Source organism: Paenibacillus sp. JMULE4, assembly GCF_013337105.1.
Classification (GTDB): domain Bacteria; phylum Bacillota; class Bacilli; order Paenibacillales; family NBRC-103111; genus Paenibacillus_G; species Paenibacillus_G naphthalenovorans.
Genome location: NZ_SGWF01000011.1, coordinates 33,660 through 57,491, shown reverse-complemented (window position 1 = coordinate 57,491; position 23,832 = coordinate 33,660). Strand labels below are relative to the sequence as shown.

General features: G+C 52.7%; 21 protein-coding genes, 1 pseudogene and 1 riboswitch. Of the genes and pseudogenes, 13 read left to right on the top strand and 9 right to left on the bottom strand.

The features are described 5' to 3' along the window. The first annotated feature begins 168 nt into the window (after positions 1-168). Entirely contained in the window at positions 169-675 is a 507-nt protein-coding gene (locus tag EXW96_RS05550; RefSeq protein WP_174350110.1) for a metal-dependent hydrolase, read from the top strand. Between the two features lie 59 nt (positions 676-734). On the opposite strand, the gene EXW96_RS05545 is transcribed toward EXW96_RS05550, so the two are convergent. The 3 genes from EXW96_RS05545 to EXW96_RS05535 form a co-directional block, all read right to left on the bottom strand. Next, the gene (locus tag EXW96_RS05545; RefSeq protein ID WP_062409379.1) at positions 735-1,754 is read right to left on the bottom strand and encodes an NADH:flavin oxidoreductase/NADH oxidase; all 1,020 of its coding nucleotides are present in this window, start codon (positions 1,752-1,754) and stop codon (positions 735-737) included. Between the two features lie 142 nt (positions 1,755-1,896). Next, entirely contained in the window at positions 1,897-2,829 is a 933-nt protein-coding gene (locus EXW96_RS05540; protein ID WP_174350109.1) for an LLM class flavin-dependent oxidoreductase, read from the bottom strand. A 205-nt stretch (positions 2,830-3,034) separates the two neighbouring features. Next, on the bottom strand, positions 3,035-4,012 hold the full coding sequence (locus tag EXW96_RS05535) for an aldo/keto reductase (protein WP_174350108.1): 978 nt from the start codon (positions 4,010-4,012) through the stop codon (positions 3,035-3,037). A 262-nt stretch (positions 4,013-4,274) separates the two neighbouring features. Between EXW96_RS05535 and EXW96_RS05530 the strand changes: the two genes are divergently transcribed. From EXW96_RS05530 to EXW96_RS05500, 7 genes and pseudogenes are all read left to right on the top strand, one after another. Next, a complete protein-coding gene (locus tag EXW96_RS05530; protein WP_174350107.1) occupies positions 4,275-4,967 on the top strand; it encodes a response regulator transcription factor in 693 nt (230 codons plus the stop codon). Positions 4,968-4,977: 10 nt separating this feature from the next. Next, a complete protein-coding gene (locus tag EXW96_RS05525) occupies positions 4,978-6,630 on the top strand; it encodes a sensor histidine kinase (RefSeq protein WP_375256444.1) in 1,653 nt (550 codons plus the stop codon). Between the two features lie 35 nt (positions 6,631-6,665). Further along, positions 6,666-7,460: an HAD-IIA family hydrolase gene (locus EXW96_RS05520; protein WP_174350105.1), complete on the top strand. Its 795-nt coding sequence runs from the start codon at positions 6,666-6,668 to the stop codon at positions 7,458-7,460. A 159-nt stretch (positions 7,461-7,619) separates the two neighbouring features. After that, the gene (locus EXW96_RS05515; protein ID WP_062409385.1) at positions 7,620-8,054 is read left to right on the top strand and encodes a MarR family winged helix-turn-helix transcriptional regulator; all 435 of its coding nucleotides are present in this window, start codon (positions 7,620-7,622) and stop codon (positions 8,052-8,054) included. Positions 8,055-8,075: 21 nt separating this feature from the next. Then, positions 8,076-9,703 (top strand): annotated as a pseudogene (locus tag EXW96_RS05510) (MDR family MFS transporter). Between the two features lie 262 nt (positions 9,704-9,965). Further along, entirely contained in the window at positions 9,966-10,868 is a 903-nt protein-coding gene (locus EXW96_RS05505) for a LysR family transcriptional regulator (protein ID WP_062409387.1), read from the top strand. Between the two features lie 8 nt (positions 10,869-10,876). Then, positions 10,877-11,683, top strand: a complete 807-nt coding sequence (locus EXW96_RS05500) for a histidinol-phosphatase (protein WP_062411004.1) — start codon at positions 10,877-10,879, stop codon at positions 11,681-11,683. 95 nt (positions 11,684-11,778) lie between these two features. Here EXW96_RS05500 and EXW96_RS05495 read toward each other — a convergent pair whose 3' ends face one another. From EXW96_RS05495 to EXW96_RS05475, 5 genes are all read right to left on the bottom strand, one after another. Further along, the gene (locus EXW96_RS05495) at positions 11,779-12,417 is read right to left on the bottom strand and encodes a GDSL-type esterase/lipase family protein (protein WP_054819597.1); all 639 of its coding nucleotides are present in this window, start codon (positions 12,415-12,417) and stop codon (positions 11,779-11,781) included. Positions 12,418-12,429: 12 nt separating this feature from the next. Then, positions 12,430-12,897, bottom strand: coding sequence for a hypothetical protein (locus EXW96_RS05490; RefSeq protein ID WP_174350104.1), 468 nt, complete (start codon positions 12,895-12,897; stop codon positions 12,430-12,432). A gap of 239 nt (positions 12,898-13,136) precedes the next feature. Continuing rightward, complete coding sequence (locus EXW96_RS05485) at positions 13,137-14,021, bottom strand: glycine betaine ABC transporter substrate-binding protein (protein ID WP_373864980.1); 885 nt, start codon at positions 14,019-14,021, stop codon at positions 13,137-13,139. 30 nt (positions 14,022-14,051) lie between these two features. Further along, positions 14,052-14,885, bottom strand: coding sequence for an ABC transporter permease (locus EXW96_RS05480; protein WP_174350103.1), 834 nt, complete (start codon positions 14,883-14,885; stop codon positions 14,052-14,054). Next, positions 14,878-16,083: a quaternary amine ABC transporter ATP-binding protein gene (locus tag EXW96_RS05475; protein WP_174350102.1), complete on the bottom strand. Its 1,206-nt coding sequence runs from the start codon at positions 16,081-16,083 to the stop codon at positions 14,878-14,880. Before EXW96_RS05475 ends, EXW96_RS05480 begins: the two co-directional genes overlap by 8 nt. A gap of 293 nt (positions 16,084-16,376) precedes the next feature. Between EXW96_RS05475 and EXW96_RS05470 the strand changes: the two genes are divergently transcribed. Both EXW96_RS05470 and EXW96_RS05465 read left to right on the top strand, forming a co-directional pair. Next, the gene (locus EXW96_RS05470) at positions 16,377-16,946 is read left to right on the top strand and encodes a GbsR/MarR family transcriptional regulator (RefSeq protein ID WP_174350101.1); all 570 of its coding nucleotides are present in this window, start codon (positions 16,377-16,379) and stop codon (positions 16,944-16,946) included. 90 nt (positions 16,947-17,036) lie between these two features. Next, entirely contained in the window at positions 17,037-18,212 is a 1,176-nt protein-coding gene (locus tag EXW96_RS05465; RefSeq protein WP_054819595.1) for a MalY/PatB family protein, read from the top strand. A 478-nt stretch (positions 18,213-18,690) separates the two neighbouring features. Here the strand turns inward: EXW96_RS05465 and gcvH are convergent, their stop codons facing one another. Further along, a complete protein-coding gene (gene gcvH / locus EXW96_RS05460) occupies positions 18,691-19,098 on the bottom strand; it encodes a glycine cleavage system protein GcvH (RefSeq protein WP_174350415.1) in 408 nt (135 codons plus the stop codon). 239 nt (positions 19,099-19,337) lie between these two features. Then, a riboswitch (glycine riboswitch) is annotated at positions 19,338-19,432 on the top strand. A gap of 190 nt (positions 19,433-19,622) precedes the next feature. Between gcvH and gcvT the strand changes: the two genes are divergently transcribed. From gcvT to gcvPB, 3 genes are read left to right on the top strand one after another with little or no spacing between them, the layout of a single operon-like run. Next, positions 19,623-20,726 carry a glycine cleavage system aminomethyltransferase GcvT gene (gene gcvT / locus EXW96_RS05455; RefSeq protein ID WP_174350100.1) on the top strand — a complete coding sequence of 368 codons (1,104 nt, stop codon included), beginning with the start codon at positions 19,623-19,625 and terminating at the stop codon, positions 20,724-20,726. A 39-nt stretch (positions 20,727-20,765) separates the two neighbouring features. Continuing rightward, a complete protein-coding gene (gcvPA, locus tag EXW96_RS05450) occupies positions 20,766-22,118 on the top strand; it encodes an aminomethyl-transferring glycine dehydrogenase subunit GcvPA (protein ID WP_174350099.1) in 1,353 nt (450 codons plus the stop codon). Further along, positions 22,115-23,620, top strand: coding sequence for an aminomethyl-transferring glycine dehydrogenase subunit GcvPB (gene gcvPB, locus EXW96_RS05445; protein ID WP_309225030.1), 1,506 nt, complete (start codon positions 22,115-22,117; stop codon positions 23,618-23,620). The genes gcvPA and gcvPB overlap by 4 nt, the downstream gene beginning before the upstream one ends. The last annotated feature ends 212 nt before the right edge of the window (positions 23,621-23,832 follow it).

The window sequence follows — 23,832 nt, the reverse complement described above, 5'->3', positions numbered from 1 at the left end:
CTCGAATCGCTTGATCCAATCCTTCCGCGTTCTACAGTGTATGATGACCTCGCTTGGTCGTCCAGCCCAAATCGTTTGAACCCTACCGCCCCTATTTCATTCCATCGTCCGAATGCTATAAGGTTCCCCAAAATTCACTTCATGTCATGCTTGAACGGGAGGATTGGTATGCTGCAAAAAACACATAGCGCGGCCGGACTTGTAGCCGCTGAGCTTGTGATCGTTTATCATGAGGGTTCCTTTTGGTCCTGGGAAGCCGCAGGAGCTCTACTGCTGGGCTGTTTGGCCGGCCCTTTGGCTGATGTCGACAAGCAGGGATCGACGATGGCCAAGCTGCTTTTCCCCGTGTCCGCTCTGCTGCGGCTTCTCAACGTGCGCCATCGGACAATGACGCATTCCATTGTCTTTATTTTGACATTAATGGTGCTTTCTCTTCCTTTATCACCATTATATCATGCCGTTTTCATCGCCGCCTATTTATCGCACCCGCTCATCGACTTGTTCAATGAACAGGGAGTTCATTTATTTTGGCCGCTCAAAGCGAGGGTCCGCCTGCTTCCAAAATTTTTGGCAGTTGATACGGGCTCGACCAGCGAAACGGTATTTCGGTGGATGCTTCTTGCCGTCGGGATATGGCTTCCGGTTTCTGCGATTGGCTTTCCCCGCCTATTTTAGCGTGAAATGAAAAATAGCTGCCCGTGGGCTAACACCCGCATGGCAGCTATTTTCAGTTTTTAATACGCTCTTTCGTACTGCTTTGGCAGCTCCGGCTGGCCGGATACGGCCTGAATCGCATGAATTGCCCAATAAGGATCGCGCAGCATGCCGCGGGCTACCGCGATCAAATCGGCATCGCCGTTAGCGACGGTCGCTTCCGCCAGCTTCGGATCTTCCAACAGACCGACCGCGATGACCGGAAGGCCAAGCGCTTGCTTGAAGGCGCGCGCCATCGGAACTTGATAGCCCGGATAATTTCCCGGCTTTCTTTGGCCTGCAGGCCCTTCCCCGCCGCTCGTAATATGGAACACATCCACTCCGGCTTCTTTGTACCTTTGGCCGATCTCAAGGCTGTGATCCAGATCGTAGCCTCCATCAATGTATTCGATTGCCGAGATTCTCATAATAAGCGGCATATGCTCCGGAATGACGCTTCTGATCGCTTGAACGACTTCCACACCGAACTTCGCCAAATCACGGCCGTACTCATCACTGCGGTTGTTGATGGCCGGAGAATGAAACTGATGGATCAAATACCCGTGGGCACCATGGATTTCGATCGTGTCCACCCCGGCTTCAACGGCCCGTCTGGCGGCTTCCCGGAATTTCACGACCATCTCCTTGACTTCCCCGGTTGACAGAGCCCTCGGCTTCTTAAATCGGGGACTCACCGGAATGTCGGAAGGTCCTACCGGTACCTCCGCATCCTCCGCTTTGCGCCCGGCATGGGCGATTTGAATTCCTATTTTGGCGTTATATTTATGTACTTCGTCAATAATTCTTCTGAACGCAGGAATCTGGTCGTCGGACCATAATCCGAGGTCATAGTCTGTAATGCGGCCATCCGGCTCCACATCGGTCATCTCCATGATGAGAAGCCCCGCTCCTCCAACGGCTCTGGAAACGTAGTGGACAAAGTGCCAGTCGTTCGGGGCACCGTCTTTTGCGGTAACGGAGTATTGACACATCGGCGGCATGACGATTCTGTTTTTTAATTCCAAGCTCTTTACGGTAAAAGGAGTTGATAACACAGCCATAAATGATTGCTCCTTTGCACAATGTGGTTTTATGACAATAGTACCCCAAATGGATATTATTTACAACTCTTGGGACTGTTTGGGATTCGGTTGAACAAGGTTGAACGATATAAGTAGGCCGTATTGGGCATTCCTCACACTTTTATGGTGTGAATACCACATCGGCAAGCAGCTCGTAGGAACGCAGCCGCTTGCGATAATCGGGTACCATGGTGACGATGAGAAACTCATCCGCGTCGTACATACTGCTGAATTGTTCCAGCTTCGCTTTCACTTGCCCGGGAGTTCCCGCGAGCAGCTTTCGTTCGAAGTGTGCACTCTCCTCTTCTGCAGGGCCTTCCGGTCTAAACCATGCATTCGCCTTGACCGCTAGGCTTTGGGCCTCCTCTTCCGTGTCGGCGCAAATGACGCCCACGGCCACGATGATCCGGGGTTTCTGGGAAAGATGCGAAGGCTTGAACTCCCGTCTGTAAGCCGACAGCACCTCCACTCCATCCTGGTCGCTCATGAACTGTCCGAAAACATAGCCTGTACCGAATTCGGCCGCATACGAGGCGCTTTTGCGGTTCGTGCCGAGCATCCAGACTTCCGGCGGGAGGGGCGGAGTTGGCCGTGCCTTAACAGAATGGCCTTCAAGCTGATAATGGCCGGCCAGCAATTCCGACAAAGCCTGAATTGTTTCCGGAAGAACGCTGACATTTTCCAAAAAATTGCCGCTCAATGCGATACTGACGTGCGCTGAGCCGCCGGGAGCCCGCCCGATGCCCAAATCCATTCGTCCGGGATACAGGACAGCCAGCATATGAAAAAGTTCCGCCACTTTGATCGGCTTGTAATGAGGAAGCAGCAGCGCTCCCGAGCCTAACCGGATCCGCTGTGTGCGGGCGCCGATATGGGCTAACAGCACCTCCGGCGCAGTGCACGCGAGCCCCTCCATATCATGATGCTCGGCTGCCCAATAACGGCAGTAGCCCAGCCTTTCCGCCGTACGAGCAAGCAGCGCCGCCTGTTCCAAAGCTTGTACAGAGTCGGCACCCGGAAAGACGGGAACAAGATCCAACACGCTAAGCTTCATGAAATCCACTTCTCTCTATGTGTATTGCTTACACTTCATCATATCAAAAACAGCCCTAAACCGGAAAACCATGTTTTGCGGGTTTCCAATAGGATTAATCTGTATGAATAACGCCGGGTTTATACGAAGCGGTACAGACCATAAAGACCCCGTACCGCTCCGCCTGACGGCGTTGCAAGCGCGAGGTCTTTACTCTTCAAGCCGATTACGGCATTTTTCGTCCTCTGGAGCTCACATACAGAGAATACCATTCTTCCCGGGACAGGCTTACCTGTAAGGCTTCGGCGCTGGCCTGAATGCGCTCGGGCCGGATCGTACCCAGTACAGGCTGGATGCCTGCCGGATGGCGCATCAGCCATGCCAATACGATGGCTTCCGGAGCAGTCCCTTTCCGTTCAGCCATTTCCCGGACAAGGGCGGCGGTCAGACGAACCGATTCCGGTTGATTCTCCGGCTCCCGGCCGGTGAATACCCCCTTGGCCAACGGACTCCAGGCTTGAATTTGAATTTGCTCCATCCAGCAAAACTCGATCGTCCCTTCAGGAAACGATACTTCGGCGCCCTCCTGCTGGTTCACCAGCACACCGGCTTCAAGCCAATCCAGCTTGCCCAGGTTCAATTCCAATTGGTTCACAAGCAGCGGCGCATCCAGATGCGACTGGAGAAACCGGATTTGCGCCGGGCTCATGTTCGATACGCCAAAGCCTTTCACCTTCCCGGCCTGCTTCAGCTTGCTGAAAGCGTCGGCCACTTCTTCCGGTTCCATTAAAGGGTCCGGCCGGTGCAGCAGCAGAATGTCGAGCGACTCGACGCCAAGCCTGCTTAAGATCCCGTCCACGCTGGAGAGGATGTGCTCCGCAGAGAAATCGTATCTTGCCGGGCGGCCGGTGCCTTCGTCGAACCGGATGCCGCATTTGGATTGCAGCACCATCTGCTCCCGAAGCCCGGGACGTTCCCGAAGCACCTGGCCGAATACCTGCTCCGCTTTACCATAGGCGTAAATATCGGCATGATCGAACATGGTGATGCCGGCGGCAAGAGCCGTTTCCACCGCAGCGTGTGCCTGCTTCAAATCGTCCGCGGTAACCGGATTGCGGTTCCAGCCTCCGCCAAATCCCATACATCCCAGCACCAGACGGCTGGCGGGAATGCCCCGTTTTTGCAATGGAATGGTTTTCTTCATATCTAATGTCGTCCTCCCTGAGTTCCGTCCACTTTCACTTTCAATTTCATCATCAACTCTAAAAGGATGGTACCAAGATGAAATCAGGTCTGTCAACCGTTGGAACAAGCGGTACATCCTGCTTTAACTCCGCTTTGGATTAAGAATGATTTAAGATTTTAACCAAAGGACCGTTAAGATTTATCGGGTAGAATGAAACATGTTATGATGATCTCGGAATCACGCCTGACAAAACTTTGGATATAAAGGAGGCCGCTTAACCATGGCTCAACATACGATTCTTCTGGTCGATGATGAAAAAGAAATTATAGATCTGCTGGAAATTTACTTGAAAAATGAAGGCTTCCGTCTTCTCCGGGCTGCGAACGGATTAGAGGCTTTGAGCATCCTGCAGAAGGAAGAGGTCGACCTTGTCGTGCTTGACATTATGATGCCGAAGATGGACGGAATCGAGGCCTGCCTCAAAATACGCGAGCAAAAAAACATGCCTATCATCATGCTCTCCGCCAAGAGTCAGGATATGGACAAAATTCTCGGCCTCAGCACAGGGGCCGACGATTATGTATCGAAGCCCTTTAACCCGCTGGAGCTGATCGCCCGAATCAAATCCCAGCTTCGCCGGTATACGCGGCTGAACGTGGCGCTGCCCAACAAAGACCATGAAATTGAGGTGGACGAGCTGACGATCAATACGTTGACCCATGAAGTGAAGGTGGACGGAAGAGAGGTTCGGCTGACGCCGCGTGAATTCGCCATACTTGAGCTGCTTGCCCGTCATCGGGGCACCGTATGGAGCATCGAAAAAATCTATGAATCCGTTTGGAAGGAAGCCTATCTCGATTCGGACAACACCGTCATGGTCCATATCCGCAAAATCCGCGAAAAGATCGAGGCCAACCCGAGAAAGCCCAAATTCATAAAAACCGTGTGGGGAGTGGGATATAAAGTTGAGTAACGCAGATAAAATGAAGCGGTCCCGCAAGCCGATCCTGGAGCGCTTTCCATTCACCTGGTTTCCGTTTACGCTGCTGCGCGGTCTGATTTTGTTCATCCTGGATTTGTTCCGGATGAGCCGAGAGCATGTCGAACGCAGCATACGGCTTCAGCTCGTACTGACCTTTGCGATTTGTCTTGGCGTAAGCACCCTTTTCTATGGCATCAGCTCCGCCTTGTTCGGACAAATCAACAAAGGCACTGTCATCGACTACTCCCAAGGCATCAGACAAATCGATAGCGCAGCCCGCTCGCTGGTTCGCCTGCTGGAGCCGTCCTTGTCGGATGATGAACAGATCGAAATGAGCAGCTTGCCGAGTCGCTCGAACGCTGATGTGGAAATGACCGATCAGGAATCTGCACAACCTGTTTCTGACACCGATAACGAGAAGCAGCAGCAGAAAAAGCAGCAGGAGGAACGGCGCAAACGCAAGTTTATGGAAGATGTCCAGCATCTAACTACCTATGAAAATTACAAAATCGTCATTACCGATCTGGAAGGAAAGGTTATATTCCGCAGCGAGAACGCTCCTGAAACGTATATCGACGTTCACAAAGTGATTCGCAATGCCATGGAAACCCGCAACGAAGTCTCTCACAGACGTTCGGAAGTATCCAGCTTTTATCCGGTTACCTATGATAATCAAAAATCCTACTTGATCGTCTCCGGCATTCCGCAGCCGTCGATCAGCTACATCAAAGGACAGAGCCCGCTTTCGCTGTTGAGCGCCATCGCCGTATTCATCTTTCTTTTTTACTATTTGACACGAAAAAAAATGAGATACATCGAGGAGCTGGCCACCGGGCTGCGAATTATCGCGACGGGCAACCTGGATCACCGGGTGATCGAGCGTACGCGCGATGAACTCGGCTCGCTCGCCAAAGACATGAACTTGATGGTAGCCGATCTGCAGCATACAATAGAAGAGGAACGGCGGGCCGAGCGGTTGAAAAACGAGCTGGTGACGAATGTATCCCACGATTTGCGCACACCGCTGACCTTGATCATCGGTTACCTGCGGCTTCTGCATGACAAGAATTACGAAACGCCCGAGCAAGCTGCAGGTTATGTCGCCATTGCTTACAGCAAAGCGGAGAAGCTGCAAGGACTGATCGAGGACTTATTCGAGTATACCAAGCTTACCCACCAGGACGTTCCCATGCATAAGCGGGAAGTCGCCATCAATGAGGTGCTGGAGCAGCTGCTGGAGGAGTATGTAACCCTCAGTGAGGAACAGCAGTTGACCCTCATCCGCAGCATTCCGCAGGAAAGACTCTCCGTGCGGATCGACGTGGACAAGATGATCCGCGTGTTCGAGAATCTGCTCGGCAACGCCATCAAGTACAGTCCCAAGCCGGGGACCATTACGGTCGGAATGGCGAGGGAGCGGGATCATGTGCTGATTCGAATCAGCAACAAAGCGGACGCCCTTACCCGTGAGGAGCTGGAGCAGCTGTTCGACCGCTTCTACCGCGTCGACAAGGCCCGGACCTCCGATACTGGAGGCTCCGGTTTAGGCCTTGCGATCGCCAGGAGCATCGTCGAATCGCATGACGGAACGATCTGGGCCGAATCGTCCGGCGGCAGCATTCATTTTTATGTCAAACTAAAGCTGGAAACTTAAGAAAAACCGGCTACACGATGCTCAGGAGGTTCAGAATGCCTGGATTTTTACTCGATTTGGATGGAACGCTGTACAACGGCGACCGCCCTATTCCCTATGCCGCGGAGTTTATCGGCTGGCTTCGGGAACGGGGCTACCCGTTTCTTTACTTAACCAACAATTCGTCCCGGACGCCGGAGCAAGTGGCTTTACACCTCACAGCCACGGGCATAGAGGCGTCCGCGCACGAAGTGCTGACTTCAGCCCAAGCGGCGGCAATGTATTTGAAGGATGCGGGACTTGATAGCGGTCCGGTCATGTGCATTGGCGAGACCGGGCTGCAGCAGGCGCTGCAAGAGATGGGATTGGAGCTGGTTGGAGAGGAAGCGGAGCAACGCGGGGTGACGGTCGTAGTCCAGGGAATTGACCGGACCTTCAGCTACGAGAAGATGTTTAAGGCCGTACGCTATATCAGAGCCGGTGCGAAATATGTCCTGACGAACCCCGATCACCTGCTTCCGTGGAACGGCGAGCTTTCGCCGGGGGCAGGCTCCATTTCCGCCTCCATCGAACGCGCAAGCGAGACGGCGCCTGTCATCATCGGCAAACCCTCTCCGATCATTATGCGCTATGCCACCGCCAGGCTCGGGCTTGCCCCAGAGGAAATTTGGGCGGTCGGCGACAATATAAACACCGATATCCGCGGTGGAGCAGAGGCAAAGTGCCGCACGGCCCTGGTGCTTACAGGGCTGGCGAACGAATCCAATGTAGAGGAGCAAATCGCAAGAGCCGGCGTCCGGCCGGAGCTCGTTTGCCTCCATCTCATGGAGCTCGCCGGGCGGATCGGGTAAAGAAGCTTACGATAATTCTATGAACCCCTCCAAAGGAGAGGGTTCTTTTATTTCCATTTGACAATTATGTTGGCTGGTGCTATGATTTTTGATTATTAAATTATTTACTATTAAACTATTTTATTATTAAATATTATTTTCAGATTAGGATGGTTGCTTATGAAAATCCCCTTGGATCCTGCTGTCCGTCGCTTTGAGGCCGCCTTCTTCACGCTGTTTCGCAAGCTGGGACCTGAGCTCGGCATACCGGCCGACCTGTCGTTAACAGGACCTCAAATGATGATACTGTTTACCATTTCCAGCAGCGGGCGCTGCCCTGTCGGACAGCTGGCGCAAAAAATGGAGGTTACTCCCGGCGCCATTTCCGTGATGATTGACCGGCTGGTGAACAACGGTTTTGTCGTTCGGAAGTACGACCCAAAGGACCGGCGGGTTGTGCTTCTTGAAATTACCGGGCAAGGACGCGAAGCGCTAGAGAAAATAAGAGAGGTGCGCACAGCCCAGATCAAGCAGTATTTAGCTTACCTTGAGCCGGACGAGCTGGATTTATTCCTGCATTCGTTCGAGAAAATCGCCGCTCACATTAAACAATAATAAAGATAAACGGGAGGAATAATGGTGTCGCAAACCTTAGAACTCAATTCATCGGAAAATAACCAAATTGCCGGCCGCGGTCTGCTGATCACCGGTTTGATCATAGCCATGCTGTTCTCCGCTTTAGACAACACCATCGTCGGAACGGCCATGCCGCGTATTGTCGGAGACCTCGGAGGTTTCAGTTTAATGACGTGGTTGACGACGGCTTATATGCTTACATCTACCACCGTCGTCCCGATTGCCGGCAAACTCGCTGACCTGTTGGGCCGCAGAACGGTATACTTGGCAGGTTTATTGATTTTTATTCTGAGTTCCATGCTCTGCGGGCTTGCCCAGACGATGGAACAGCTGATTTGGTTTCGTGCGCTGCAGGGTATCGGGGCGGGATCATGATGCCGATGGCCATGATTATTATCGGGGATATGTTTACCGGAAAGCAGCGGGCCAAATGGCAGGGAGTATTCGGAGGAATTTTCGGCCTTTCCTCCGTTATCGGTCCGCAGGTCGGCGGTTGGATCGTCGATTCGATGAACTGGCACTGGATCTTTTTTATCAATTTGCCAGTCGGCATTCTGGCAACGATTTTTATCGCGATGGGTTTAAGGGGCCAGCGGGCACAAGGACCGGTCAAATTCGATATGGCTGGCATGATTACGATGATTATCGGTATCGTCACGCTGCTGCTGGCCCTGACGTTCGGCGGCAAAGAATACGCTTGGGGATCTTGGCAGATCATCGGGATGTTCGCGGTTTCTGCCGTTTCGCTGCTGGCCTTCGTACTGATCGAGGCCAGAACCAGCGAGCCCATATTGCCTGTGCGTCTGTTTAAAAACAGGACTTTCACCGTGGTTAATTCCATCGGGTTTTTGATGAGCGTGGGCATGTTCGGAGCCATTATGTTCGTACCTCTGTTTATGCAGGGGATTGTGGGGATCAGCGCTTCAGCCTCCGGCACCGTCATGACTCCGCTTATGATCACGATGATTGCGGCAAGCATGATCGGCGGGCAGCTGGTGCACAAAATCGGTGTAAAAATACAAATGGTTATCGGTATGATCGTCATGGCCGCAGGCTTCCTTCTGCTTACGACAATGAATATCGATACGACCAAACTGACCGCCAGCGGGATCATGGTGGTACTCGGCCTCGGCATGGGTCTGGTGATGCCTCTGCTGACGCTTACGCTGCAGGAAACGTTTCCCAAATCGGAGCTTGGGGTGGTCACGTCCTCCAGCCAGTTTTTCCGCCAAATCGGCGGTACCTTCGGCATGACCATTCTCGGCGTGGTCATGAACAGCAAGTCGGATGAGCTGCTCTCGTCGCAATTGGTGCCCAAGCTGAAGCAGCTGCCGGATCAAGCTGCCGGCATAGCCGATCAACTTGCCGAAACGATCCATACGAATCCGCAGGGCTTGTATTCAACGCTTTTGAATCCGGAGACGCTGGCCCAATTTCCCAAAACGCTGGCGGATCAAATCGTTCCGATCGTTAAGAACGCATTGATCGAATCGCTGCATTCCGTCTTCTGGTTCGGACTGGTTTTCGTGCTCCTCGGTGCCCTCTTAACGCTGACTCTCGGTAAAATCAAATTGGAAAGCCGCAGCGGCAAAGAAGAAGCCACGGCCTCGAAAGGGGCCATGGAGTAATCCTTATAAGTCCCTTTAGAAAAGGAAACATCTTTTAAGCGCGGTTACCATTGTTCTTTCAACGGGGGGCTCCCTTTCGCATCCGAACCGGTCATCAACATTTAAATATTGGTTGGCTGCTTAGTTTGCCCTAATGCCGCAAGTATCATATAATGGTATTAGTCGAGAAACCGGATTTATGTATTTTACTCATTTGATAAAAATTAATTATTCTGCGCACAGTAGAGTTGCGCAGGTTCACGCTTGGGAGAGGAGGGATACCGTGAACCTCAACCAACTGGAAACGCTTATCACGATATCCAAAACGATGAGCTTCCGTAAAGCCGGCGAGCTTCTCAATTTAACCCAGCCTGCCGTGTCGGCGCAAATCAAGAGCCTGGAGGACGAGTTCAAAACGGTACTTATTGACCGGAATCAGCCCGTGACGTTGACTGACAGCGGCAAGGTATTTTTGGATCATGCCGAAAAAATTCTGCAGACGGTAGAGGATTTGAAACAGCGGCTTGCTGATTTGAACCAAACGCCCCAGGGACACATTCACCTCGGAACGACGACGTCCATCGCCATTCAAATTTTGCCAAGAGTTTTGTCGTATTTCCAAAACCAATTTCCGCTAATCAAAACAACGATTCATTCCATGACGACTTCGCAGATTATGCAAAACGTCGAGAACGGAACGATCGACATCGGCATTACGTATTTGTTCGACAAGCACCCGGCGCTGGAAAGCTCCGTACTGTATTACGACACGTTCGAGCTTGTCGTGTCCCCTGACCACCCGCTGGCTCAATACAGCCATATCCCCATCGAACGGCTGCATGAGCTGCCTCTCATTATGCTGTCTCCCGAAACGGCCGGACGCCGGTTCGTCGATCAAATTTTCAAGCAGCTTCATATCGTTCCGCAAGTGGTCATGGAGCTGTCCAGCAGCGAGGAAGTGAAGCGGATGGTGGAGCTGAATTTGGGAGCGGCAATCATCTCCAAGCTGTCGATTCAAAGTGAGCTTCGTCTTGGCACGTTGAAAATGATTAACGTCAACGAGTTGGAAATCAGCCATCCGGTCGGCGTGGTATACAAATCCGGACGTTATTTGAGCTCGGCGCTGCATCAATTCTTAATGGATCTCAAAGGCATGGAAGAAATTCAATTTATCGGTTCGGAGTGATGAAAAATATGAAATTCGATTTGCATACCCATCACGAGCGCTGCGGGCATGCCGTAGGTACGATCCGCGATTACATTGAAGCAGGTATTGCCCGCGGCCTTCAGGTCATCGGGATTTCCGACCATTCGCCTTACTTCGCAAGCGAGTCCGACCGGGAACAGCCGGGTATTGCCATGGCGAAGAGCGAATTTAAACGCTATGTAGATGAAGTTCTCAAGCTGAAAGAAGAATACCGGGGACGCATTGAGGTGCTGCTCGGTGTGGAATCCGACTTTTTCCCGGAGCATGCGGACGTATACCGTAAGGTATATGAACAATATCCGTTCGATTATATCATCGGCTCTGTCCATTTGTCCGGCGGGGTCAGCATTTTCAACAAAAAACGCTGGAACGGACTGACCGACCGTCAGAAGGTCGAGCAAAAAGAGCTGTATTACGATCTGATCGAGCAATCCGCGCGCAGCGGAATGTTTCAAATTCTCGGTCACATCGACGCGATGCGGGGCTTCTACCCTGCCTTTTCAGACATCCAAACAGATGCGGTGGACCGGACGTTAAAAACGATCGGCGAAATCGGCATCGCCATCGAGATCAATACTTCCGGCAAAACGAAGGATTGCGGCGGCTGGTACCCGATCGATCCGATTCTGGAGCGGGCGCTGCATTACGGGGTGAACGTTACTTTCGGCTCGGATGCCCATGTGCCCGGGCGGGTCGGTGACGATTGGGAGGAAGTAGCCGTGCGGCTCAAGGAGATCGGGTTTCGCGAATGGGTGTATTTCAAAGAAAAGCAAATGCATAAGGTACCTTTATAACCTGTTTGCAGCGGATGTCGGGGTCTCCCCGGCATCCGCTTTTTATACCAGCCAATCCGGTCAACCCGCTGTTCGGAGCCGGGGGCAGACCGGATTTAACCAAGCGGCCTGTAGCCAAGCTGACTCATTTGCTGCGCCATGACACGATATCCCGCCGCATTCGGATGAATCTTGTCGGAAGACAGCAGTTCTTTTTCCCTTCCTGCAAACAGGCTGTAAATCCGTGCCACCTGAAAATTGGCGCACTCCAGGCTCTCAATGTGCTGGCCCAGGCGCTGTACCCATCCGGCCGCCGCGGGAACTTGCGGAAGAGGATTGTACAAATCGACGGCACGGATGATATAAGGCCTTGAACGATTCGCTTTCAGCTTCCGGATGGAATCCACGATCTTTCCATAGTTCTCCCGGCACTGCACCAGCGCTTGCTGAAGCACCTCGGGATTGGTTTGCATCGCGTAACGCTGAGCAGCGCGAATTAAATCGTTGCCTCCCGCCGTAATCGTAATGATATCCGCACGGGCCAGAATATGACGAATTTCGGGGCTTCCGTGCACCACCCGAAGCAAGTCACCTGTCGTCGCCCCGGATATTCCCAAATTGATGCTGTACACACATTGTCCCAGCCGCTTCTCTGTCATAGACCGATACTGCGGCACCAACCCGCCGCCGGGACATGCGCCTGTTCCGACGGTTATCGAATCTCCAAGTGCAGCATAGGTGAGCACGATCTTCACCCCTTTCTTCCATTATCTCTGTTTTTGGCGTACAACGGCTTTCTTGGGTTTTGCAGCATGTTTGCCTTGCAGAGGGACCGCCTTGACGTTGGCCGTTCCCAAACCGCCGATCCCGGTTCCAAATCCGCCAAAGCTGCCCATCAGCTTAAATATCGGCCCCATCTGTTTCATGATCGTAAACAGCTTCTGGAATTTTCCCATAGTGGACACAATACCGTCCAATCCGCCGATTCGATCGTACATAGAGAGAAAACCTCCGCCCGATCCGACCGCTCTGGCTGCGTCACCCGCGCCTGTTCCCCCCGCGCCATCCGGAATGCTGGTCGCTCCTCCACCGCCGAAAGGACTGAACAATCCTTTTACATTGGCTGTATGCATGTGAGGACGACTTGTACCGTCAGAGCGGCGACGTTCGGGTTTAGAGCCTTGCGCCGCACGCGGGACGGATTTACGGACTTGCGATTGCTTTGTCTTCTTCATGCTCGTTCCCTTCCCTCTTCACGTGTTGGCATACTCTGACTTGTCTACTTAATCCAGATTATGTGAATGCGCTCCGTATGGCTTGGGTAAGTGGAATGCTTGCGGTAAAATGGGCGGATACCTGTGCCTGACTGTCTCAACGAAAACTATCCGATAAAGCAAAAAAAGAAGCCGGCCTCATTTATCCGACACTTGCGTCACGGAATGATGAGTAGTCCAGCTTCTTTCCTGCACCAGTTTTATTCGGTTTTTTTCAAATCTTCTATCGAATTGATTTCCATATACTTCGGCACAACCAGGCCGATCTTGGTACCGTTCAAGTTCGGACCAAGGTCTTCAATTTTGTCCTTGAACTTATCAAAGTAGTCTTTGTGCGTAGTCGGCAACCATGCGGCTACGATGCCGTCCGCATCGCCTTCGGCCACTCCGGCCCACATCGGTCCGGCTTCGACCTGCAGCAGGTCGACTTTATATCCAAGTCTCGTTTCCAGCACCTGCTTTACGACATGGGTGCTGGCGATTTCGGAATCCCAGGCCACGTAAGCAAGCTTCAGGGTCTTGCCTTCTTGTTTGGGCAGATCCTTCACCCATTCGTCCGCCTTGTCGGCATTGTCGCCGAGCCATGCAGCCGCGGCTTCTTCAGGCTTCTTGCCTTCCTGCACCTCCACCATCACCTTCGCCATATCGTCCGGTGTCCATTCAAACCGGTCCAGCATAGCGTAAGCGGCCGGATGTTCCTCTTTCAGTCCTTTTCTGACGATCGTATGAATTTGCTCATCCCCGCCATACACGTTTTTCGGATCTTCCAGATATTTAAGGTCATATTTGGCGAACTTCCAATGCGGGGTCCATCCCGTCACAATAATGGGTTTTTGGTCTTTATAGGCTTTATCCAGCGCAGCCGTCATGGCGGCCCCGGAGCCCTCCACCAGCTTCCAGTCCGTGAGTCCGTACTCCTCTAACGCTTTGCTCGTGGCCTGCATCAAACCTGCACCGGGATCAATCCCGATAATTTGATAATTGACCTGTTCCCCGACAGAAGCGGAACCGGAGTCAGAGCCGGAATCCTTCTGTCCGCAGCCGGCGGCCAGTACCGTTATTCCCAATACACATGCCGCCATCATCATCAGGTTACGAGTTCTTTTTTTCAATGCCTACCCTCTCCTTTTTTTCTTTTTGACTATATTTTGAGTTAAGCGGTCCAGAAGGATCGCCAAAATCACAACGGCAATGCCTGCTTCAAAGCCTTCGCCTATCTTGAGCTGGGTCACCGCGCGATAAACGTCCGCACCGATTCCCTGGGCTCCGATCATGGATGCAATAACGACCATGGATAAGGACAGCATAATTGTCTGGTTGATTCCTGCCATCAGTGTAGGCAGGGCCAGCGGGAGCTGAACCTTCCACAGCTTCTGGCCTGGAGTCGAACCGAACGAATCCGCAGCCTCAATCAAATCGAACGGAATCTGGCGGATACCCAGGTTCGTCAACCGGATCGTAGGCGGCACGGCAAAAATGACTGAAGCGATAACGCCGGGCACCACGCCTAAACCAAAAAAGAAAACGGCGGGAATCAAGTAAACGAATGCGGGCATGGTCTGCATAAAGTCCAGAAGCGGCGTCACCGCATTCTGGACCGAGTTATTCCTCGCGCACCATATGCCAAGCGGCAGCCCTATAATGACCGAAACCAGCGCGCTCGTCATCACCAAAGCCAGCGTGTCCATCGTGTGGTCCCAAAATCCGAGATTATTAATCAACAGCAAGCCGACCAGAGAAAACAGCCCCAGCACCCAGCCCGCTGAGCGGTAGGACCAGAAAGTTACCAACAGAATAAAAACGAAAGCCGGCGGCCAATGAAACAGCCACGAGAAAACATCCACCGTGCCACCGATGATGGTGGAGATGAAATCAAATATGAAATCAAAGGTCGAGCCGACCCAATCAACAAAACGCTCTATTCCAGGAGCAATCGGCAGCTTAGGCATCTTCGCTCACCGCCTTTCGCACCCGGTCTTGATTTCCTGCCAAAGCCCCAAGCACGGCGCCGCGGATAATTACACCAAGCAGTCTCCCGCTTTCCGAGGTTACGGCTACGGGCACACGACTGACACTGACAAGCTCGAACAAGTCGTTCAGCAGCGTATTCTCCGACACCGTCGGCACATCTTTGACGATAATTTCGTCAAGCCCTTTATTCTCTTTAATGGCCTGAGCCGTATCCTCCGCCGTCAATACGCCGATAAGACGTTTTGAATTGTCGACGACAAACAGATTGGAGATGCCGTTCTCCCGCATCAGCTCAAGCGCTACTCTCGGGCCTCCGCGGTCGTAGACCATCGTCTCCGGTCTGCGCATGACGTGCGATGCCGTCAGTACCCGGGACAAATCCACGTCCTCGATAAACCGTTCCACATATTCGTTGGCAGGCGAAATCATGATTTCCTCCGGCGTGCCGATCTGTACGATCGAGCCGTCCTTCATCAGAGCAATGCGGTCTCCGATCCGAAGCGCCTCATTCAAGTCGTGCGTAATGAATATGATGGTTTTCTTCAGCTTCTCCTGAAGCTCCCTCAGCTCCTCCTGCATGTCTTTGCGGATGAGCGGATCCAACGCGCTGAACGCTTCGTCCATCAGCAGCACCTGCGGCGAGTTGGCCAGCGCCCTGGCCAGTCCGACGCGCTGCTGCATTCCCCCGCTAAGCTGGTCTGGGTAACTGTTCTCCCATTCCTCAAGGCCGACCAAAGCCAATGCTTCCCGCGCTTTCTCTCGGCGGATTTTGGCAGGAATCTTCTGTATCTCAAGACCGAACTCTACATTCTGCGCCACCGTGCGATGCGGGAATAAAGCGAATTTTTGGAACACCATACTCATCGCCGTTCTTCTGAACTCTCTGAGTCTTCCCTCCGACATCTCGACGATATTTTCACCTTGAAACGTAATGCTTCCGAACGTCGGTTCGATCAGGCGGTTTATAAGACGGATCAACGTCGATTTACCGCTGCCCGACAACCCCATGATAACGAAAATTTCCCCTTCTTTTACTGTAAAGTTGGCGCGGTTCACGCCCACGGTCAGCTTTGTCTCGGCAAAAATGCGTTTCTTGCTCCAGCCTTGCTCCAGGAGGCTAAAGGCTTTTTCCGGCGACTGCCCGAATATTTTAGTCAGGTTTTTCACCTCAATCAACCTGTATCACCCCATTCTTTGATGTGCTTAAGTTTACAGGTTTTGGTGTAAAATGGTCAAAACCCAAATAAGTTTGTTTCGTACGTACAGAAAAAACTTTATAAACGTATTATACAGAATGCTCCTTATTCCTCCAAATTCCTGTCCATGTAACTTCTTTACTTTCAAAACCAACTTCAATACAATGTAACTATTCTAGTAAGAGCGTGCCGGCGGCTGCCGGTCCGCAGTTATGAACAACATACGAATAACATCTGAACAGGCAACCGGCTTCGTCCGGAGGAGGCAGAACGATGAACAACTGGGTTGGCATGTCGGAGGAACAAGTCGGCATCATTCAAAAAGCCCGCAAACGCGTGATTGAATCAATCGGTAAAAACATGGACTTATACGGAGTTACATTATCGTCCGGACATTTATACGGTATGATGTTTTTTCAGGACAAACCCATGACGCTCGACGAAATGGGCGAAGGCATGGGGATGAGCAAGACCAGCATGAGCACAGGCGTGCGCACGCTCACGGATCTGAAGATGGTTCATAAGGTATGGGAACCGGGGTCGCGCAAGGATCTGTACGAAGTGGAGCCGGACTGGTACCAGACGTTTGCGGATTACTTCGCTATCAAGTGGAGGAAGCAAACGGAGATGAATCTTCAGGCGGTGCGCAAGTCACTCAGCGAGCTGAAGCGGTTGAAGGAAGCGTACCAAGACAATGAACAGCTGCAGAAGGTCGTTAACACGGATATCAATAAGCTGGAGGAAGCCGTCCGCTATTACATGTGGCTGGGCCGTTTGATCGATACCTTCGAGAGCGGGGAAATCTTCTCGCTGGTACCGAAGGAGGAGCCCGTAAAACCATAATGCAGGAGAGCCGATTAAGGCTCTTTTTCCTGTTCAATCGTCTTTATGATAGAATAGAGTAATACTAACCGTTGTGATGAGGTGAAGCTTTTGAAAACCGATTTTGACCGTATCATCAATCGACGCCATACGCATTCCTACAAATGGGATCAATCCCTAAAGCTGTTCGGGGATCAGGACATCCTCCCCCTTTGGGTGGCCGATATGGATTTTGAAAGTCCTCCTGCCGTAAGGAAAGCTCTGGAAGCCCGTGCTGCGCTGGGAGTTTACGGCTATTCGATCAAAAACGAAGCTTATGTGGACGCCATTATCCACTGGTATCAACGGCGGCACGGCTGGACCATCGAGCGGGAATGGCTGAGCGACGTGCCCAGCGTCGTCACATCGCTCAGCATCGCGGTAGATGTATTCAGCGAGCCCGGCGGCTCCGTCATTCTTCAATCCCCGGTTTACTATCCTTTTTACGATGTGATTCGGATGAATGGCCGCGAGGTGGCTAAGAACCCTCTGGTCATCCGTAACGGCAGATACGAAATGGATTATGACCATTTGGAGGAACTGATGGCGGGCGGAGCCAAGCTGATGCTGCTGTGCAGTCCGCATAATCCGGGCGGGCGCGTCTGGGAACGCGAGGAGCTGCTCCGTCTGGGCGAGCTGTGTCTGAAGCACGGGGTCACGGTCATCTCGGACGAAATTCACTGTGATTTGGCACTGCCGGGACATCGCCACATTCCGTTCGCCTCTTTGTCGGAGGAGCTCTCGCAAATTACCTTGACCGCACTCGCGCCGACAAAGACGTTTAATCTCCCCGGCCTCCAATCCTCGTTCATTGTCACCGCTAATGCGGCGATGAAACGGAAATTCGATTACCGGGTCAAAGCGCTCAGCCTGCACATGACGAACTTCTTTACTCATGAAGCCGTGATGGCCGCATATAATGAAGGGGAAGCTTGGCTCGACGAACTGATCGAATACGTAGCAGGCAATGTCGACTATGCCATAGCTTATTTGGCTGAGCATCTTCCCGAGGTAAAGCCGATGCGTCCGGACGGCACTTATTTGCTGTGGGTGGACTGCCGGGGCCTGGGCCTCGATATTAAGGGGCTTAAGTCGCTGATGTTCGAAAAAGCGCGTGTGGCCTTCAGCGAAGGCTCTGCCTTCGGCACGGAGGGACAAGGCTGGCTGCGCATTAACCTGGCCTGCCCGAGATCGCTGTTGACGGATGCGCTGGAGCGGTTTTGTGAGGCGGCTTCGAATAGAAGTTAATCCGTTGTTTCTCACTAACACTACAGCCTTGTATTCCGTAGCGCCTTTTCGCGAATACAGGGCTTCCTTATGTCGCCTTTGGGACTTGGGCATCGGGACGTAATTCCATCTTTCCGGTGAGCCGGCGGCAGGAGAAAAGCTTACGAACGAACGGCTGCTTGCCGAACAATGCGGCGCAGCCAGAGGACGTATACGCGAAGCCCTGCGGCTTGTCCCTGATCGGCATAATTCATATTAAGGCCGGAGAAGGCAGCTTTGCGAAATAGCGGAACGATTCCATTTCTTCCAAAACGATTACCTGGCTCTTCATATTCCGGATGAGGTCATGCCGCAATGACTATTTTTCAACAGGTCTGAACCGTCAATCATAAGGATCATAGACCGCAGCCCGAATAAGGACCGCGCCTCCTGAAGTCAGCCGGGAGACCCGGTCTTTGGGGTGCCGCTTTCTCCAGATACGCGGACAAGACGCTGCCCATCATCCGCCTTCATGCTGTTCGTCGAGATAAGCCTTGTACTGCTCGGCATTGAAAAGCTCGTTCAGCTCTTCTCCGGCATCGGGAGACCATTCGATCTCTACGATCCATCCGCCCTCATACGGCTGCTCATTGACAAGCTCAGGCTGATCGAGCAGAAGGGCATTTATACTCGTGATGATGCCCGAAACGGGAGCAAACAAATCCGAAACGGTCTTCACCGATTCGATCGTACCTATAGGGTCTCCGGCGCGAACACTCGACCCTATCTCGGGGAGCTCGACAAATACAATATCCCCCAGCTCGCATTGCGCAAAATCGCTTATGCCGACCCTGACTGTCCCGGATTCCCCGATGTCCGCCCATTCATGCTCTTTGCTGTAGAAAACGTTCGCTTTAACCTCGCTCATATCCATACAGCTCCCCGTCTGTGCGGTGTTCTGCACCTGCCGGCTGCGATTCGTTCTCCCCGGAGGCACAGGCCTTCCACCCTTGTGATCCTTCATCTTCGCACGTATACTGGTAGAATAAAACAATGGACAAGTTTACGTCAATATAACTTACATATCAATTTATTTTATCGGAAAAGCACATTGACAATCCGTTTCAACCGGGAAATAATGAGAATAAGACAACTAAATATCCGTGGATGATGACAAAAGGAGAGATTACTTGACATTAAAGTAACGCCGAAGGGGTAAGCCGCAAGGTGAATCTCTCAGGCAAAAGGACTTTTGCCGGACACATCTCTGGAGAGAACCTGCAAAACAGGTCACCCAAGGGGAAACTTGTGCTGCGGCATAAGGTAACTCTCAGGTAGAAGGACAGAGCAAGGAACGAGGTAACGCCGGCAAGCCCGGCAAGCCCGCTTCTTTTGCTCTGTTTGTTTTTTCTATGCGCTTGAGAGGCCAAATCATCGAAAGAGGTGAAAGAGATGTCCCCCTTAAAAAGAACACCGCTATTCCCGCTCTATGCGGATGAACCGGGAGCCCGCTGCATCGATTTCGGCGGTTGGGAGCTGCCCGTCCAATTCATCGGCATTCAAAAAGAGCACGATGCCGTTCGCAGGCACGCCGGATTATTCGATGTTTCCCATATGGGCGAGGTTCTGGTTACGGGCACCTTTGCCGAGGCTTACCTGCAGCACTTGACGACGAACGATGTCTCAAAATTAAGGGACGGTCAGGCACAGTACAGTTTGATGTGCTATCCTGACGGCGGCGTCGTTGACGATTTGCTGGTTTATCGGCTCAGCGCAGACCAGTTCATGCTGGTTATCAACGCCTCGAATATCGACAAGGATCTCGAATGGATGGACCGCCACCTGATCGGCGACGTCGTCATCCGAAACGCCTCTGAGCAAACCGCTCTGCTTGCGCTTCAAGGCCCGTTGGCGGAAACCATACTCTCTCGGGTTACAGACGCCTCTCTTTCCGATTTAACCTCATTTTCGTTTATTTCGAATGTTCAGGTCTGCGGCGTTCAGGCTCTTGTCTCCCGCACAGGATATACCGGCGAGGACGGGTTTGAACTCTATCTTCCCGGCGCCGACGCTCCTCATGTATGGCGGACGCTGCTTGAGCACGGCCGGGATCACGGCTTAATCCCCGCCGGACTTGGAGCCAGAGATACGCTTCGCTTTGAAGCTAGGCTGCCTTTGTACGGGCAAGAGCTCAGCGCCGGGGTATCCCCTTTGGAAGCCGGAGTTGGATTTGCCGTGAAGCTAAGTAAAGAAGGATTTATCGGCAGGGAAGCGCTGTTAAAGCAAAAGCGGGAAGGAGTACGCCGCAGGCTTGTAGGCATCGGGATGATTGACCGTGGCATTCCCCGCCCCCACTACAGGGTATATGCAGACGGTGCATGCATAGGAGAAGTTACATCGGGCACCCAATCCCCCACCCTGAAAAGGAGCTTGGGCTTGGCCTTGCTGGATACCCGTTATGCAGACATCGGCACGAAAATCGAAGTGGATATTCGCGGCAAACGATTACGGGCGGAGGTAGTTCCCAGTCCGTTTTATAAACGGGCCAGCAAATAAGGTAATCGGCTTTCCCCCATCATAAAGGAGCTGAATAAGGTGAAGCATCGATACTTACCAATGACGGAGCAGGATCGGCAGGACATGATGGCCGAAATCGGCATCAAGTCGGTGGAGGAGCTGTTTGCCGACATCCCTGCCCCAGTCCGGTTTCAAGGAATCTTGAATGTCTCTTCCGCACTTAGTGAGCCTGAATTGCTCAAGCACACACGCCGATTAGTGGAGAAAAATGCGGATACCGATCGGTACACCAGCTTCTTGGGTGCCGGCATCTATGATCACCACATCCCCGCCGTCATTCAACACGTGATATCCCGTTCCGAGTTTTACACCGCCTATACCCCCTATCAACCGGAAATCAGCCAAGGCGAGCTTCAGGCGATCTTTGAATTTCAGTCGTATATTTGCGAATTGACGGCGATGGCCGCGGCCAATGCAAGCATGTACGACGGCGCTACCGCTCTGGCGGAGGCCGGAAAGCTGGCCTGCGAAGCCACCAAACGAAAGCAGCTGGTCGTCTCGCGGGCGGTACACCCCGAAGCCCGGCAAACCTTGCGCACGGCGGCACGGGGGTTAGATCTGGATATCATTGAAATCGACTATGCGGATGGTGTAACGGATCAGAAGCTGCTCGCCTCCCAAATCTCCGGTCAAACCGCAGCCATAATCGTACAATCGCCCAATTTTTTCGGCTGTATCGAGGATTTACGAGCTATGGAGCCGCTCATTCATGCCGTCAACGGCTTGCTCGTAGTGTATACCAATCCGCTCTCACTCGGTTTGCTGGAGCCGCCAGGCGCTCTCGGCGCGGACATCGTGATAGGCGATGCGCAGCCGCTGGGCATTCCTGCGGCTCTTGGCGGACCTACCTGCGGCTTCTTCGCCGTCGGCTCACCGTGGCTCCGCAGGATGCCCGGCCGAATCGTCGGCCAAACGGTAGACCGGGACGGCAAACGCGGTTTTGTGCTCACGCTGCAGGCAAGGGAACAGCATATCCGCCGTGAAAAAGCAACCTCCAACATTTGCTCCAACCAGGCTCTCCTGGCTCTATGCGCTTCCGTTTACTTGTCGGTCATGGGTAAAGCCGGCTTACAGGAGGCGGCAGGCACGAACGTGCGGAAAGCACACTATGCAGTCGAAAGCTTCCGGCGGATCAAGGACGTCACCCTTGCTTTCAACAGCCCTTTTTTCAACGAGTTCGTACTTAAGCTGCCCGAACAGGCCGACATCGGAAGGCTTAATGAAGCGCTGCTGTCCTTTGGATTTATCGGAGGCTATGATCTGGGATCGGCATACCCGGAATTAAAAAATCACCTGCTCATCGCCGTTACGGAACGAAGAACCCGGGAAGAGATCGAGGAATTTATCGACCGAATGGAGGCATCCCTGTGAGCAGTGAAAAATCCACTGAACGTATCGTAGAGGAAACAAGCAGCGTAAAGCACGATCAAGCCTTGATTTTCGAGATGAGCAGGCCCGGACGGATCGGGTACTCCCTACCCGAATGCGATGTGCCTCAGACCAGCATCGATGAACTAATTCCTTCCCGTCTGCTGCGAACAAAGCCCGCTCAGCTTCCCGAGGTCAGCGAGGTCGACGTCATTCGCCATTACACCGCTTTATCGCGCCGCAATTTCGGCATCGACAACGGATTTTATCCCTTAGGCTCCTGCACCATGAAATATAATCCGAAAATCAACGAAGATGTCGCCCGTTTTCCCGGTTTTTCCAAAATTCATCCGTACCAGCCCGAATCCTCCATCCAAGGCGCATTGGAGCTGTTGTATACGCTGCAGAATGATTTGACCGCCATCACCGGCATGGACCGGGTGACGCTGCAGCCCGCAGCCGGGGCACACGGCGAATGGACCGGACTCATGATGATTCGCGCCTATCACGAGAGCCGTGGAGAGCATCGGACGAAGGTCATTATTCCGGACTCCTCCCACGGCACCAACCCTGCAAGCGCAACCGTCGCGGGGCTTGAGACCATCATCGTCAAATCCGACGCCAAGGGGCTGGTCGATCTGGAAGCGCTGCGCGCAGCGGTAGGTTCGGATACGGCCGCGCTCATGCTGACCAACCCTAATACGCTCGGCTTGTTCGAGGAGCGGATCGTGGAAATTGCGGAAATCGTACACGAAGCCGGAGGCCTGTTGTATTACGATGGAGCCAATTCCAACGCGATTATGGGCATTACGCGCCCCGGAGATATGGGCTTTGATGTTGTTCATTTAAATCTTCATAAAACCATGAGCACCCCGCACGGCGGCGGAGGCCCGGGCGCAGGCCCGGTGGGCGTGAAGCAAAAGCTGGTCCCATTCCTGCCTGCACCGACCGTAGAACGCAAGGAAGACGGGACGTACTACTTCGACTATGACAAGCCAGAATCGATCGGCCGGGTCAAAGCCTTCTACGGCAATTTCGGGATTCTTGTACGGGCCTACACCTATATCCGCAGCTACGGTCCGGAGGGGCTTCGCGCCGTGTCCGAATGCGCCGTGCTGAACGCCAACTACATGATGCGCAGGCTGGCGCCTTATTACGAGGTTCCGTATGAGCGCCTGTGCAAGCACGAATTTGTCATGTCCGGCAGAAAGCTGAAAAAATTCGGCGTGCATACGTTAGATGTAGCCAAAAGACTACTTGATTTCGGTTATCATCCCCCGACCATTTATTTTCCGCTGAATGTCGAAGAATGCATCATGATCGAGCCTACCGAAACCGAGAGCAAAGAAACACTCGATGCTTTTATCGATGCGATGATCCAGATCGCTCACGAAGCCGAGCATCATCCGGAGCTGCTGCTGAACGCCCCGCACACTACGGCCGTAAGAAGGCTGAACGAAACCCAGGCAGCCCGAAAGCCCGTACTGAATTGCACCTGCAGCTAATAGTCCGTTTCGAAACATAACGGGGTTACCCTGCAATAAAGCAAACTCGCCTAACCTGGCGGGTTTGTTTTTCTTCGATCCTATCGGCAAGCTTCTAATTGATTCTCATATGGCCGCGAAAAGTTGGCGAGTTATCGTCCTTCTGCATAATATATCCTATTTCATTTTAACTTTATCGGATCTGGACATATCTTTATTGTTCTAAGCCTTCA

Excerpts from the sequence above, each read along its gene's own strand:
- EXW96_RS05550 (WP_174350110.1), top strand. The coding sequence starts at position 169 with ATGCTGCAAAAAACACATAGCGCGGCCGGACTTGTAGCCGCTGAGCTT.
- EXW96_RS05545 (WP_062409379.1), bottom strand. The coding sequence starts at position 1,754 with ATGGCTGTGTTATCAACTCCTTTTACCGTAAAGAGCTTGGAATTAAAA.
- EXW96_RS05540 (WP_174350109.1), bottom strand. The coding sequence starts at position 2,829 with ATGAAGCTTAGCGTGTTGGATCTTGTTCCCGTCTTTCCGGGTGCCGAC.
- EXW96_RS05535 (WP_174350108.1), bottom strand. The coding sequence starts at position 4,012 with ATGAAGAAAACCATTCCATTGCAAAAACGGGGCATTCCCGCCAGCCGT.
- EXW96_RS05530 (WP_174350107.1), top strand. The coding sequence starts at position 4,275 with ATGGCTCAACATACGATTCTTCTGGTCGATGATGAAAAAGAAATTATA.
- EXW96_RS05525 (WP_375256444.1), top strand. The coding sequence starts at position 4,978 with ATGAAGCGGTCCCGCAAGCCGATCCTGGAGCGCTTTCCATTCACCTGG.
- EXW96_RS05520 (WP_174350105.1), top strand. The coding sequence starts at position 6,666 with ATGCCTGGATTTTTACTCGATTTGGATGGAACGCTGTACAACGGCGAC.
- EXW96_RS05515 (WP_062409385.1), top strand. The coding sequence starts at position 7,620 with ATGAAAATCCCCTTGGATCCTGCTGTCCGTCGCTTTGAGGCCGCCTTC.
- EXW96_RS05500 (WP_062411004.1), top strand. The coding sequence starts at position 10,877 with ATGAAATTCGATTTGCATACCCATCACGAGCGCTGCGGGCATGCCGTA.
- EXW96_RS05490 (WP_174350104.1), bottom strand. The coding sequence starts at position 12,897 with ATGAAGAAGACAAAGCAATCGCAAGTCCGTAAATCCGTCCCGCGTGCG.
- EXW96_RS05485 (WP_373864980.1), bottom strand. The coding sequence starts at position 14,021 with ATGATGGCGGCATGTGTATTGGGAATAACGGTACTGGCCGCCGGCTGC.
- EXW96_RS05480 (WP_174350103.1), bottom strand. The coding sequence starts at position 14,885 with ATGCCTAAGCTGCCGATTGCTCCTGGAATAGAGCGTTTTGTTGATTGG.
- EXW96_RS05470 (WP_174350101.1), top strand. The coding sequence starts at position 16,377 with ATGAACAACTGGGTTGGCATGTCGGAGGAACAAGTCGGCATCATTCAA.
- gcvH (WP_174350415.1), bottom strand. The coding sequence starts at position 19,098 with ATGAGCGAGGTTAAAGCGAACGTTTTCTACAGCAAAGAGCATGAATGG.
- gcvT (WP_174350100.1), top strand. The coding sequence starts at position 19,623 with ATGTCCCCCTTAAAAAGAACACCGCTATTCCCGCTCTATGCGGATGAA.